Source organism: Neisseria sp. HMSC31F04 (genome assembly GCF_001807735.1).
Taxonomy (GTDB): domain Bacteria; phylum Pseudomonadota; class Gammaproteobacteria; order Burkholderiales; family Neisseriaceae; genus Neisseria; species Neisseria elongata.
The window spans coordinates 17,489-30,667 of the sequence record NZ_KV790826.1 but is presented as its reverse complement, the minus strand read 5'-3'; the positions used below and the strand labels follow the sequence as shown (position 1 = coordinate 30,667).

The window sequence follows — 13,179 nt, the reverse complement described above, 5'->3', positions numbered from 1 at the left end:
TTTACTGTTTTGCAGCGTTGGCACTTGATTTGCACGGTGCCGCTGCCAACGGCCAGTAATTTGCTGCAGCTTTTGCATCGGTATTGCATTATTTTTCCTACATTGCGTGATACAATCCGCGCGCCCTCGAGGGTGGCGGCCTTGGGTCAATGCAGGCTGGTTCTGCTTGGCTGTCGCGGCGGGTGTTCCCGCACCTGCCGCGTCGCCGTCTCATCTTTCGTATTCCCCGCCCCTGTGGCGGGTATTTTCATGCCTCCTCCTTATATAGAGCGGGCACGATGGCGGCGAGGTCGTTGGGCGACCAGCGCCAGCAGTCGGGCAGCCCCAATGCGGCGGCACACCATTCGCTGCAAAACCAGCGGCGGCGGTTATGCCGCAGCCCGAAGGCGATACCCAATGCGCCCGCCAGGTCGTAGCCCTGCCCCTCTGTGGCCCTCCATACCCGCTGCAGCCGCCCGTGTGCCTCCGGGGTGGAGGGCAGCGGGATTAAATCCCATTTATCCTCAGACAGCGGCATGATTTTCATACGCACGCCTTTATCGCGGATGGAAGCGGAGTAGCACGCGTATTCCTGCCCGGCTGCCGTTTCAGGTAGCCTCACCGCAATCTCGCAATGTGAGTACCGCCCGCGTGTCAAAACACGGGTCAGCCCATCGGTAAACCGTGCCGCCCACACGCGCCAGCCTGTGCCGTCGCGGCGGCCTTTGTACAAGGCTAGATAAATTAGGCACTGGCTCATTTACCTACCTCCTCAAGCTCAGCAGCGGGCTGCTCATCAAAGTTTGCCGTCCAGCCGTCGCTGTAGTCGTATTCCAGCGGGTTTTCAGCTTTTTCCATCGCCGCTTTGTGGCGTTCGGCGTTGGCAAAGTCGGCCTGCTCGTCCACCAGCATCTGCTCCATCAGATCACCCAGCAGGGCTTTGGTCATGTTCACAAAGCTGTTATCCATCGTTTTCCAAGGCAGCTTTTCAGGTAGCCTCGGCATGACTGCCAGCGCCAAATATTGGGTGCGGCTGGCGTCGTCCGTCTGAAACCACTTGCCCACGCTTTTGACAAACACCCCGTGCCGCAGGTTGTCGTAGCGCTTGGCCTTAATGCGCTCCCACACTTCGGCCTGCTGCTCGGCTTTGAGCCGGGCGGCACGGGCAGCATCCAATCTCCACTGCCGGTTTGCCTCGTCCCACTCATGCGCGGCGCTGGGGCGAGGGTTAAATACTACCTCTCCCCGCTCGATATACGGGTGGTCGTCTTGGTGATTGATGAGCTGCCGATGCTGTGCTTCGCTCAATTTAATCAGCCCGTGTTGCAGCGGTTCGGCGGCCTTTTCCGGGCTCAGATACAAATGCAGCCAGTCGCCGTCGATGATTTCGAGGCCGTGGCCGGTATCGCGTGCGTAATATGTCATTTAGTAGCCCTCCACGTTGACAAAAATATCAATCCGGTCGTTGCCCATCGACCCGGCAATACGGCCGATATCCAACCATACCGTGTTTTTATTGCCCTTCTGTTTGCGCAATGCCCAGACGGCCGGCAGCTCGGCCGCCTCGGCATAGTAGTAGCTGGATTTGTTCGGGTCGGAGCAGCGCAGGGTTTGCACTTGCACGTTGGTTACTTTGTTTGGCATGGCCGTCCATAGGGACAGTGCAACGGATACGTCATTAGCGGATGCCACCTGAAACCCCGGCAGCTCTTCGGGCAGCCAGAAGGTATGCGCCACCACTTTGAGCCAAAACGTCTGCACGATGCGGCCGTCCGGATAAACGCTGACACTGCCCTCTGTTTTGTAGCGTTCCGAGGCGTACGCCGGATTGACCGGCGTTTGCTCGCGGGAGTAATCGCGTCGGGAGACATTGGATAGGTCGGGCAGCATCGCCACGCGCTTTCCGTCGTAGCGCAATTCGCCATCGTTGCGCATCGACAGGAATTTGTTGCTTTTTTTGTTGTGCAAATAGGAATTGACGTTATTGGACCCGATTTGCAAATATTGGTTAGCGGCAAAGTCGCCCACGGAGTCGGCCACGAACGCGCCCGCCTTAAAGGTGGCGGCGGCGGTAAAGGTTTTGTCGCCGCTGATTTCTTGGTTGCCGGTGGTAACTACAGCCAGCTTATTCAGTGCTGCCAGTAATTGATTAGGCTGCGACTTATCCGGCCGGATACCGGCCGCAGTCAGCACGGCCAGCAGCTCGGATTGCACTTGGTTGAGCCACCACGCGGGCAGGATGGTGCCCAATTCGGACACGCCGTCGCCGTCGTGGAAGGTCTTATCGGGGGTTTCAATGGGGTGCATAAATCGTCCTTTAGCGGTAGGTAAATCGGATGGCGGTGTGGGCGGGCTTGAGGCGGTTGAACAGGCTCTCGATCACGGCATCGCTGTATTGGCTCAAGCGGCTGCCGGCGGTGCCGCTGCCTGCTCGAAAGCGCCACACGGTTTGCGATTGGGCGGCCACGTCCACCCACCACACCCACATGATGTCTTCGCGGGCGAGGCGGTCGCCGGCGCGGTTTACACCGGCGCGGAAGGGCTGCGGCTCGCTGATGGTGATGGTGTAGCCTGCGGCGGCAGCCAATCGGCAAACCCAGCTGCTCCATCCGCCGCACCGCCACAGGCCGTTTGGCCTTGGCCACGCTCGGCAGCACCGCCGGTTGTGATTGAGCCAGCAGCTGCTCTGCCTGCCGCTCCCGTACCGCGGTTTGGATTTCTTCAGGTAGCCCGGCTATTTGGTATTCCACACCGCCACCGCGCCCTTGGCGTTTACGGTACGGCCATCCTTGTTCTTGAGCCATTTTGCGTAATGTAGGCAGCCTTCTGGTCAGGTTCGGCAATTCAAGTGCCAGCATCCCCTTCAGGTCGATGTACTCGTTACCCATGATTCAGCCTCTATGCAGCTTCCAACCGACTGATTTTTTCCTTAAGGGAGGTTGCTCGCTGTTGTGTGTGAGCTTTTTTATTGGCTTTTTCACGATAAAAAGGGAAAACATCCTCTAGCTTTTTATCCATAGCAGCAGAGATAGCTGTTGCGATTCGTTTACTACCTTTCCCCGTCCGAATAACAACCGCAACAGATTGAGGCAACACGTTAATTGCTTCGGCAATGATTGAAGCGTTGTAGCCCCGCTTGTTTAGCTCTTGATAGATTTTTTCAGAGTTCATAAAATACGCTCAATTTCTATGCTAAATTTAACAACTTAGATGAAGCACCAAAGATGTTTCATCACTACTTGTACGAATATTAGTAAATAAATTTAACCATGTCAAATTTATTTACAATGGAGATATCATGTCTGACGAAAATGCAATGATGGAAGAAGTGGCAGATCGCCTGATTTCGGAGCGGGTTCGCTTGGGATACTCTAAAGCGGATTTTGCTAGGGAAATAGATATAACTAGAAATACATTAAGGACTTACGAAATAGCGCAAAGCAATATTCCGTCTAATATTTTGGTGCGGATGGGCAGTTTAGGCGTGGATGTCATGTATGTGTTGTTTAATCAACGCAATCCGGATCAAGCTGAATCTTTGGCCGAACAAACTAGGCGAGAAGGCGAAAAATCGGCAGAGCAGATGATTAGCGGTAATACCATGTCCAATAGTGTGATTGCTGGCAACGGTTCAACCATCAACAACATAAATACGACCAAACACGTCAGCAAAACGGTGGCAGATGTAAAGCCTGGCAAGGAGCACATCACAGATGAGCAAGCATCTGCGATACAAAAACTAGTCGATGACATAGTGGTCATCGAGAGTAGCGTAAAACAAAAACCTAGAGGCCATAAAGCGGTTTGGACGGCCTTTAACCGCCGCATGAAAATTCCTAGTTACCGCTTGCTCAGGCTGGAACAGTTTGATGATGCTTGCAACTATCTCCGTTCCACGGTTGGGCGCTTAATGAAACAAAAAAACGCCCGCAAAAAATTGCCGGGCGACGAATGGAGAAACCGGAAGTATCGCTATATCCATGCCAGCTTCAAAGAAATTCCCGAGCTGGAGGCTTGGTTCAAGAAGCACATAAAGGCTAAATTTAAGGTGAATAGCAAAGCAGATTTAAGCGACGATGAGTTAGAGCAGGCATACACTTCCTTGTCTAATAAAAAACGCGAATTAGCCAAGCGAAAATGATTTAACCGTACAAGTTTGAGAGTGGTATTTAGCGTACAAGTTATATTTTTGAATAGGTAGTCAAAATATCTTTTATATTACTGATTTTATTTGGCTTGTTTAAACTTGTACACCGTACTAGTTTAAACAAGCCCCTGTATAAGTTCATACCTTAAACTTGTTCTGTTAAGACGCGACCTCTCCTTACTTTATTGTTGCAATCTTAGATTCATACTAAACACCAGCCCACAAAATAGATAGCTTTTTATGCGTAGGCTGGCTGACAGGGTTTAACAGGATTTAAACGTAGAAGCCACCGGTTGCAAGGAGCAGCTCAGCGGTCAGGTTTAAAACCTTTTAAATCCTTTTTTAAAAGTGCTCAATCCACGCTCATTTCAATGCAAAAGATAACGCATTTTTTATCAAACCAAAGCAAAAGCTGGTGCAAGTTTTTTCCCGCACCAGCTTTGCTCAAACCCACGCCCCATAAAGATTTTCGCCGTTTTTTTTCTTCTACTCACTCAGTGCAAAAATAAACACCTCCCCACACCTGCTCATTGCCTCGCTGATCGGCCAATGGCTGAGACGCAAACACGGCGCGGCCAACGCCACCATTGCCAACCTGAATGCCCGCATTTATGCCTGGTGGCTGATGACTTTTGTCCTGCTGGCCGCTTTCTGGTTCGGCAAAATCGGCGCGGTCATCCTCTTTTTCCTGATTTCCTTTGCCGCCCTGCGCGAATTCATGACCCTGATTTACCGCCGCCGTAGCGATTATTACAGCATGGCGGCCTGCTTCTACATCCTGCTGCCCGGGCAATACTATCTGGTATGGAGCGAATGGTACGGCCTGTTTGCCCTTCTGATTCCGATGTACGCCTTCCTGCTGCTGCCCATCATCGCCAGCATGAGCGGGCAAACCGCCCACTTCCTCGAACGTGCCGCCAAAACCCAATGGATGGCGATGGTCTGCATTTTCTGCCTGTCGCACGTCCCCGCCCTGCTGTTTCTGGAAATAGACGAATTTAACAAAGAAAACAACATCCTGCTGCTGATTTTCCTGATAGGCGTCGTACAGGCATCCGACGTATTGCAATATATCTGGGGCAAACTGATCGGCGGCGCGAAAATCATGCCTTCGTTATCCCCGTCCAAAACCGTTTCCGGCACCGTCGGCGGCATCGCCTCAGCCACAGTATTAGCCGTCATGATGGCACCGATTACCCCGTTCAACCCTTGGCAGGCCGGAGCGATGGGGCTGATTATCTGCCTGATGGGATTCTTCGGCGGACTCGTCATGTCGGCCATCAAGCGCGACTACGGCGTCAAAGACTGGGGCAACATGATACAAGGCCACGGCGGCATGCTCGACCGCGTCGATTCCGTCTGCTTCGTCGCCCCCGTCTTCTTCCACATCGTGCGTTACTACTGGACCTGAAAACCCGCAGGCCGTCTGAAAACACCTTTTCAGACGGCCTCATATAGCCGATTCGTCTTTACTTACAAGCAAGCATTCTTTCCCTTTTTCAGACGGCCTGATTACATTACCGTCCAACTTCAAGCCGTCTGAAAAAGGAAACCCCATGACCACGCCCGAAACCGCCCCCGTCTTGCGCTTCATCACCGCCGGCAGCGTCGACGACGGAAAATCCACCCTCATCGGCCGCCTGCTCTACGACAGCAAAACCCTGCTGACCGACCAACTCGCCAAACTCGACCAAACGGCGCAAAACGGTCAAACGCCCGACTTCGCCGGCCTGACCGACGGCCTGGCCGCCGAACGCGAACAAGGCATCACCATCGACGTCGCCTACCGCTACTTCGCCACCCCGAAACGCAAATTCATCATCGCCGACACCCCCGGGCACGAACAATACACCCGCAACATGGTTACCGGCGCATCCACTGCCGACGCCGCCATCATCCTGATAGACGCCACCCGCGTCGATTTCAACGGCGAAGAGCCCGCCCTGCTGCCGCAAACCAAACGCCACAGCGCGATACTCAAACTGCTCGGCACCCCGCACATCATCGTTGCCGTCAACAAACTCGACCTGCTCGGCTTCGACCGCGCCGCCTACGAAAAAATCGTTTCCGCCTACCGAAAACTGGCCGCGCAAATCGGCCTGAACGCCGACATCCGCTTCATCCCCATCAGCGCGCTGGGAGGCGACAACATCGTCAATCCCAGTGCAAACACCCCTTGGTATCAGGGCGAACCGCTGCTGCCCCTGCTCGAAAACCTGCCGGCCGCCCAAAGCAAAACCGAACACCAGCCCGCCTGCTTCCCCGTCCAGCGCGTCGCCCGGCAAGACGGCAGCAGCAGCGACGACTTCCGCGGCTATCAGGGCAGGCTTGAAGCAGGCCGTCTGAAAACCGGCGACGAAGTCAAAATCCTGCCGGCCGGACACACCGCGCGCATCGCCCAAATCCACACCCCGCAAGGCCTGGCCGAAGAAGCGGCCGCAGGGGAAGTATTGACCGTAACGCTGGACCGCGACATCGACATCTCGCGCGGCGACACCATCGTTTCCGTCGACAGCCCCATACAGCCGGCCAAGCAAATCCAAGCCGCCGTCTGCTGGTTTGACGACACCCCGCTCAACACCGGCCGCCGCTACCTGCTCAAACACACCACCCGCACCACCGCCGCCAAAATCAAAAGCATCAGCTATGTGTGGGACGTACACACCCTCAGCCGAGTAACCGCTGCCGACACCCTGAAAACAAACGACATAGGCCGTCTGAACATCATCCTGCAGCAACCGCTCAATGCCATGCCATATACCGAAAACCCCGCATTGGGCGCATTCATCCTGATAGACGAAGCCACCAACCATACCGTGGCCGCAGGCATGATAGGCCGCGAACACGGCGAATCCGACAGCTTCGAAATCTGATTTACGCCGCCACGCAAACTTAAAGGCCGTCTGAAAACATGCTTTCGCTGTTTCAGACGGCCTCTGCCATGTTTTCCGCGCAACGGCATTCCGGCCAACGCGCAACTGCCTATTTTTTCCGATCTACTAATGCGCAAACGGCTTTGGCAAGCGGCAGGTCCCTATTCAGTTCGTCCGACTCAGCCAATGCTTCTTGGGAATACTCTTCCCGAGGGTAAGGCCCGTCCACGCTTAAAACCCGGTTCTTGGCATCAAACGTTACCGTAGTCGCCGCAGAAGCTTCTTCAAACCGGTATTTGCCGCAATGCACGACTGTCAGGAAACGTGCATAACTTGCGTTTTTATGGCGCATGCCGGAAGTATCTTTGCTGCCGTATTTGATTTCTCCGACAATAGTGTAGATGTGCTTTGCCTTATCATCCAAACGCAAAGTGTCGGGATAGATGCTATTTTTATCCCCGTCTGCAGCAAAAAGGGGATGCGGATCAATCGCCTGCGCTTTACCCAAACTGCCGCCGTCCCGCAACATAGCGACGACCGGGTCGTTTTGCCAAGCCGCACCGCCTTTGGCAAATACGGGCGACACCGCCAACATGGCGCACAGGCAGCAAACTTTTTTCAAATCCATCTGTTGTTCCTTAACAAAAAATCTTTACGTCAGCCCGATTACAGTCAAATAAAGCAGGCTGACAACCAGGCCGTCTGAAAACATCATTCCTCGTTTTCAGACGGCCTCTTTAATACTGCTTTATCAAACTGCTTTTAATAATCCAACTCGCCGCTTGCGCGTTTGGCTTTGAAGTCGCGCGTTTCCTGCACGATTACCTTCGACAGCAACAACAGCGCGATCAGGTTCGGAACCGCCATCAGGCCGTTGAAGGTATCGGCAGCCGCCCACACCATATCCATGCTGAGGACTGTGCCGAGCATGACCGTGGCGACGTAAATCACGCGGTACATCGGCACGGATTTGTCGCCGAATACATAAGTGGTGCATTTTTCACCGTAATAACACCAGCCCAGCGTAGTCGAATAAGCGAAGAAAATCAGGCCGATGGTAACCACCCAGCCGCCGTAGCCGGACAGCATCGCATCGAAAGTGGCGGTCGTCAGTGCCGCACCTTCCAGGTCGGGGACGGCAAATGCACCGCCGTTGCTTTGCAGTATGCCCATCACCAGCACGATGCCGGTAATCGAGCAGACGATGATGGTGTCTAAAAACGTACCCGTCATCGACACCAAGGCCTGACGCACGGGATGGTCGGTTTTCGCGGCGGCGGCGGCAATCGGCGCCGAACCCATACCGGCCTCGTTGGAAAAGACCCCGCGTGCCACGCCGTAGCGGATGACCGTACCGACCACGCCGCCGGCAACGGCCTGTCCGCTAAAGGCGTCGTGCATGATGACTTTCAACGCAGGCAACAGCAAATCGAAATGCATGGCGATCACCACCAGTCCGCCGACTATATACAGCACGGCCATAAACGGCACCACCACCGAACTGACGCGGGCAATGCTTTGAATGCCGCCCAACACCACGAACGCGGTAATCAGCGTCAGCACCACGCCGGTAATCCAAGTATCGATGCCGAAGCTGCTGTGCACCGCCTGCGCCACCGAATTGGCCTGCACCGTACTGCCGATGCCGAATGAGGCCATCACGCCAAAAAAGGCAAACAGGAAGGCCAGCCATTTCCATTTTTTGCCCAAGCCGTTTTCAATGTAATACATCGGCCCGCCGGACATTTCGCCTTTACTGTTGGTAACGCGGTATTTCACTGCCAGCACGCCTTCGCCGTATTTGGTGGCCATGCCGAAAATGGCGGTAATCCACATCCAGAATACCGCGCCCGGCCCGCCAGTTACCACGGCCGTGGCCACACCGGCGATGTTGCCCGTGCCGATGGTGGCCGACAAGGCCGTCATCAGCGCGCCGAAATGCGATACGTCGCCTTCGTGGTCGCTGCCGTCGTCCTTCTTAGGATGCGGGCGGAAAGCCTGTTTCAAGGCATAAAACAGCATGCCGAACTGCAAGCCGCGCAGGATAAGCGTCAGCCAGATGCCCGTGCCGACCAGCAGCACCAGCATGACCGGCCCCCAAACGATGTCGTTTAACCAATGGATGAATTTTTCAACCTGCTCCATCTTGCAGATTCTCCGAATTGTTTACAATTTGACCAAGCGGCGCATTTCAGCACACAATGTAAATTTATGCAAGCAAAAAACGGCCGCCTTTACCTGCGCCGTGGTAAGATGGCCGCTGTTTTTCTTTCCCGCCGAACAGCCATGAGCAAAACCGACCACCCCGTTACGCCCGCCGTCCGCTTCCTGCGGCAGCATAAAATCGAGTTCGTCCCGCACCTTTACCCATACGAGGAACGCGGTGGCACGGCACATTCAGCACACTGCCTGAATGTGGACGAGCACGTCGTCGTCAAAACCATCGTGCTGCAAAACGAAGCGAAAAAAGGGCTAATCGTGCTGATGCACGGCGACAAGCAGATTTCGACCCGTAAACTCGGCCGCCTGCTCGGCATGAAGCACATCGAACCTGCCGATCCGCAGCAGGCAAACAAATGGACGGGCTACCTGGTCGGCGGCACCAGCCCCTTCGGCTGTAAAACCACCCTGCCCGTCTATATGGAACGTTCGATTGCCGCGCTGGACAAAATCTACATCAACGGCGGCAAACGCGGTTTTTTGGTCGAAATCTCCCCGATTGCCTTAAACGCGCTGGCGGCGGAAGCCGTGGATGTGGCGGCAGACTGATTGAAAATAAATTGATTGGAAATAAACAGAGGCCGTCTGAAAGCTTGGTTTGGTTACCGAACCGGGCTTTCAGACGGCCTCTTCCTCTTTCTAACCGCCCGTTTGCGCGATATGCGGCGGATTGAGCCAGGCAATGCCGCGCTTGTCCAATGCGTCATGCCATTGCGGCAGCAGGTTGCCCGAATGAACGGCCGTATCTTGCAGCAGCTGTACCACCGCGCCGCCCTGCGCCGCTTCGGCCAAAGCGGCAATCTGCCGCAGCACGCCCCGGTCGGGCACGGTATGGGCGCGCACGCCGATTAAAAGCTGTGCGGGCGTTTGCCGCAACGCTTCCGTCAATGCGGCCACGGCATCGCGGCTGTCGGCACAGCCCTTGTCCTGCCATTCTTGCGCCAGCACGCCCCGATACCAATCCGAATCCTGCCATTCCGTTTCCAGCATCACCGCCCATTTCGGGTCGCCGTTCAAAACAAATTTCCGGCCGACTGCGGCAATGTTTTCCTGAAAATCGTCGGCATCGACAATGCTTCTCTGCCAACCTTCGATAATCTTGCGGTAATACGGCGCATCCAGCGGCAGGCCCGATTCGGCACGGCGCAGCAGCCATACGCAGGCCAACCATGCGGCAAGGCGCGGCAAGATGCCGTAGCAGACAATGCTGCCGATTAAAAGTCCCGCCCAAGCGCGGGCATCGGCCGTACTGCCGTTCAGACGGCCCGAGGCGACCGCGCCCGCATCCGGCACGGCAAAACCCATTTTTTCAGGCAGCCAGGACAAGGCGGCCACGGTTTTCACCAGTGCATCAGCATTCAGCAGCGTACTTTCCCAGTTGAACGTATATTGGCGCACCAGCAGCAACAGCAGGACGCATACCAGCACGCCGGCGAGCGTGGACAGCCACAAACTGTGCGCCGCCGCACCGATGCGCCAGCGGACGGCGGGTTTTGTCCATTCGCAGCCATAAAGCCTCAGTATGGCCTGATTGACCGGGTCTTTGCTGCGCAGCCAAGTGGAGGGGCTGGAAAATGGCAGCACGGTTGTCCGGCGCAGAAAAACCACCACCGCCAGCCACAGCAGCAGCATCGCGCTGTTCAAGCCCAACGCGCCCGCCAATACCAGGAAAAAATTCAGCCCCTGCTCGTCCATCAGGACGAAGGTGGCGGAAAAAGAGGAGGTGAACAACAAGGTGGCGGCGACCACCCACAACCAAAACACGCCGTTTCGGTTGCGTTGCAGCGCATCAGCCAATCTGCCGTTGCGGTCGATTAAGGCCGCACGGCGCAAAAGCCGCGCTTCCGGCCCGTCGTCGCTGTCGCGTAGGGAATCTGTGATTTGGGCGGGGTCAGCGGCAAAAATATAACCGTCTTCTTCAAGGATGCGGACCAATTCGGCCAACAGTCGTTTCGGGTGGAGCAGCATGGGCGGATACCATAAGGCCGTCTGAAAAGGCGTCGATTCTAGCATAACTTTTCAGACGACCTCAGATAGCGGTTTCCATACAAACCCGCACAACCGGAAATGCCGTCCTGAAAGCGGCCATTCCTCCCCGACATTTGTCCGCAGGAGGGCTGAATAAGCTTGCCGAATCCGCCCGTTTGCCGGTTTGCTACCGAGGCAGGATTCCTGCAACGCCCGCTGTTCAATCGATCCGGTAATGCAGCAGGCGGTAGGAATTTCGCAACACGGGAACCAGCCGCATAATCCAGTAAAACAGCCCCAGCCGTTTCCAAGCGGGAAAATCCGTCGCCATATACTTCGCCGAAATCAGGTGCAGGTTGTCCGCCCAACGCTCGATTTCGCGGTCGTCGTCGCAGCCGAAGGCAAAACGGGCGCGGGTATGTTTGACGGCATCGTGTTTGCCCGAATTTTTCACCATCCACGAACTGGATACGTCAAACACCGCTTCGCCATGATGGAAATAATGAGCCAGATTTTTAAACAGGCCGCCGACGGTTTCATTGTCGAAATACGTCAGCACGCCCTCCAATATCAAAAAGAACTGCGCGTCGGGATGACTGCCGCTTACGTTCTCCATCCAGCCCGTATCGAAGGCGGATGCCTCAATCAGCGTTTCCCCTGCCTGCGGCGGCAGCAGTTTCCTGCGGATGGCGATAACTTCGGGCAGGTCGAGTTGGTAAAACGGCACGTTGTCCGCCGCCCGGCCGATCCGCCCGCGCCTGCCGTCCAAACCGCAGCCGATAACGACGATAACGGGATTGGGCTGACGGCGGATGAAATCGGCAGCCAGTTTGTCGAAATAATCAGCCCGAATCGCCGTGCCGATTATGCTGCGCTCGGCATGGTCGAACTTGGAGAAATCATAGTCTATTTCCGCCACCAAACGGCTTGCCGATTCGTCACGGATAATGGGATCGGGAAGGTTTGAGGCGAGGTGCCTCATGTAGAGGGTAATCAGCAACGTTTCGCTGACGGCATCTTCGATTTTCAACATAAGCAACTCCTTTCCGGATAAGGCGGTTTGACTACCACTATTTGCGAATGGTTTTCATAATTGTATTTTACGCCCTTCACGCTTTGCTGAATATAAAAAGGCCGTCTGAAAATGATTTTTCAGACGGCCTTCCATTCCAATCAAATGTTTTAGCGGATGATGCCGCGCGTAGATTCGGCGAAGAAGTTTTTAAACACTGCCAGTTCGGCTTGGGTTTCTGCACGCTGCAAAATATCCGCTTTGGCCTCTTCAAACGGGATTCCTCGGTGATAAATGGTTTTATACACATCTTTAACGGCAGAAATTTGCTCGGCGGTAAAACCGTTGCGGCGCATGCCTTCACTGTTGATGCCTGCCGGTTCGGCGCGGTAGCCCGCAGCCATAAAGTACGGCGGCACGTCTTTGTGCACGCCGGCGGCAAAGGCGGTCATGGCGTAGTCGCCGATGCGGCAGAACTGGAACACCAGCGTGTAGCCGCCGAGAATCACATAATCGCCGATGGTAACGTGTCCGGCCAATGAAGCATTGTTGGCAAAGACAGTGTGGTTGCCGATGACGCAATCGTGGGCAAGGTGGCAGTAGGCCATAATCCAGTTGTCGTCGCCGATGCGGGTTTCGCCTATGCCCGTTACCGTGCCGAGGTTGAAGGTGGTGAACTCGCGGATGGTGTTGCCGTTGCCGATAATCAGGCGCGTGGCTTCTCCCGCATATTTTTTATCCTGCGGGATTTCGCCCAAACTGGCAAATTGGAAAATACGGTTGTTTTCGCCTATGGTGGTGTGGCCGTTAATCACGGCGTGCGGGCCGATTTCGGTATTCGCACCGATTCGCACGTTCGGGCCGATAACGGTGTACGCGCCGACTTTGACGCTGGAATCCAGTTCGGCCTTGGGGTCGATGACGGCAGTCGGGTGGATGAGGGACATGGGTTTCCTTTCATGTCTGGGGGCGCTCCGGGG

General features: G+C 55.3%; 12 protein-coding genes and 3 pseudogenes. 4 read left to right on the top strand and 11 right to left on the bottom strand.

All coding sequences use genetic code 11. The features are described 5' to 3' along the window. Positions 1-247: 247 nt before the first annotated feature. The 6 genes and pseudogenes from HMPREF3107_RS09820 to HMPREF3107_RS09800 form a co-directional block, all read right to left on the bottom strand. Positions 248-739 carry an enoyl-CoA hydratase gene (locus HMPREF3107_RS09820; RefSeq protein WP_070455150.1) on the bottom strand — a complete coding sequence of 164 codons (492 nt, stop codon included), beginning with the start codon at positions 737-739 and terminating at the stop codon, positions 248-250. Next, positions 736-1,404 (bottom strand): DUF4376 domain-containing protein, encoded by a 669-nt coding sequence (locus HMPREF3107_RS09815; protein ID WP_083284675.1) that lies wholly within the window; start codon positions 1,402-1,404, stop codon positions 736-738. Before HMPREF3107_RS09815 ends, HMPREF3107_RS09820 begins: the two co-directional genes overlap by 4 nt. A 635-nt stretch (positions 1,405-2,039) precedes the next feature. Further along, positions 2,040-2,286 (bottom strand): annotated as a pseudogene (locus HMPREF3107_RS12415) (phage tail protein); the annotation flags it as partial. 10 nt (positions 2,287-2,296) lie between these two features. Next, a pseudogene (locus HMPREF3107_RS12205) lies at positions 2,297-2,572 on the bottom strand (phage tail protein); the annotation flags it as partial. A gap of 103 nt (positions 2,573-2,675) precedes the next feature. Beyond that, positions 2,676-2,837: pseudogene (locus HMPREF3107_RS12830) on the bottom strand (DNA-binding protein); the annotation flags it as partial. Positions 2,838-2,877: 40 nt separating this feature from the next. Beyond that, a complete protein-coding gene (locus tag HMPREF3107_RS09800; RefSeq protein ID WP_070455149.1) occupies positions 2,878-3,150 on the bottom strand; it encodes a hypothetical protein in 273 nt (90 codons plus the stop codon). Positions 3,151-3,277: 127 nt separating this feature from the next. Here HMPREF3107_RS09800 and HMPREF3107_RS09795 point away from each other — a divergent pair, with 127 nt between their 5' ends. The 3 genes from HMPREF3107_RS09795 to HMPREF3107_RS09785 all read left to right on the top strand — a co-directional run bounded on the left by HMPREF3107_RS09795 (position 3,278) and on the right by HMPREF3107_RS09785 (position 6,999). Continuing rightward, positions 3,278-4,120: an ORF6C domain-containing protein gene (locus HMPREF3107_RS09795; RefSeq protein ID WP_083284674.1), complete on the top strand. Its 843-nt coding sequence runs from the start codon at positions 3,278-3,280 to the stop codon at positions 4,118-4,120. Between the two features lie 511 nt (positions 4,121-4,631). Continuing rightward, positions 4,632-5,537, top strand: a complete 906-nt coding sequence (locus HMPREF3107_RS09790) for a phosphatidate cytidylyltransferase (RefSeq protein ID WP_070455148.1) — start codon at positions 4,632-4,634, stop codon at positions 5,535-5,537. 145 nt (positions 5,538-5,682) lie between these two features. Then, complete coding sequence (locus HMPREF3107_RS09785) at positions 5,683-6,999, top strand: sulfate adenylyltransferase subunit 1 (RefSeq protein WP_070455147.1); 1,317 nt, start codon at positions 5,683-5,685, stop codon at positions 6,997-6,999. A 109-nt stretch (positions 7,000-7,108) separates the two neighbouring features. Here the strand turns inward: HMPREF3107_RS09785 and HMPREF3107_RS09780 are convergent, their stop codons facing one another. After that, positions 7,109-7,627: a hypothetical protein gene (locus HMPREF3107_RS09780; protein ID WP_070455146.1), complete on the bottom strand. Its 519-nt coding sequence runs from the start codon at positions 7,625-7,627 to the stop codon at positions 7,109-7,111. 134 nt (positions 7,628-7,761) lie between these two features. Continuing rightward, positions 7,762-9,144 (bottom strand): alanine/glycine:cation symporter family protein, encoded by a 1,383-nt coding sequence (locus HMPREF3107_RS09775; protein ID WP_070455145.1) that lies wholly within the window; start codon positions 9,142-9,144, stop codon positions 7,762-7,764. A 141-nt stretch (positions 9,145-9,285) separates the two neighbouring features. Here HMPREF3107_RS09775 and ybaK point away from each other — a divergent pair, with 141 nt between their 5' ends. Then, positions 9,286-9,768, top strand: coding sequence for a Cys-tRNA(Pro) deacylase (gene ybaK / locus HMPREF3107_RS09770; RefSeq protein WP_070455155.1), 483 nt, complete (start codon positions 9,286-9,288; stop codon positions 9,766-9,768). A gap of 90 nt (positions 9,769-9,858) precedes the next feature. Here ybaK and HMPREF3107_RS09765 read toward each other — a convergent pair whose 3' ends face one another. The 3 genes from HMPREF3107_RS09765 to lpxA form a co-directional block, all read right to left on the bottom strand. Further along, positions 9,859-11,184 (bottom strand): DUF2868 domain-containing protein, encoded by a 1,326-nt coding sequence (locus HMPREF3107_RS09765; protein WP_070455154.1) that lies wholly within the window; start codon positions 11,182-11,184, stop codon positions 9,859-9,861. A 223-nt stretch (positions 11,185-11,407) separates the two neighbouring features. Continuing rightward, positions 11,408-12,220, bottom strand: a complete 813-nt coding sequence (locus HMPREF3107_RS09760; protein WP_070455144.1) for a class I SAM-dependent methyltransferase — start codon at positions 12,218-12,220, stop codon at positions 11,408-11,410. Between the two features lie 149 nt (positions 12,221-12,369). Next, entirely contained in the window at positions 12,370-13,146 is a 777-nt protein-coding gene (gene lpxA / locus HMPREF3107_RS09755; protein WP_003775306.1) for an acyl-ACP--UDP-N-acetylglucosamine O-acyltransferase, read from the bottom strand. Positions 13,147-13,179: the final 33 nt, after the last annotated feature.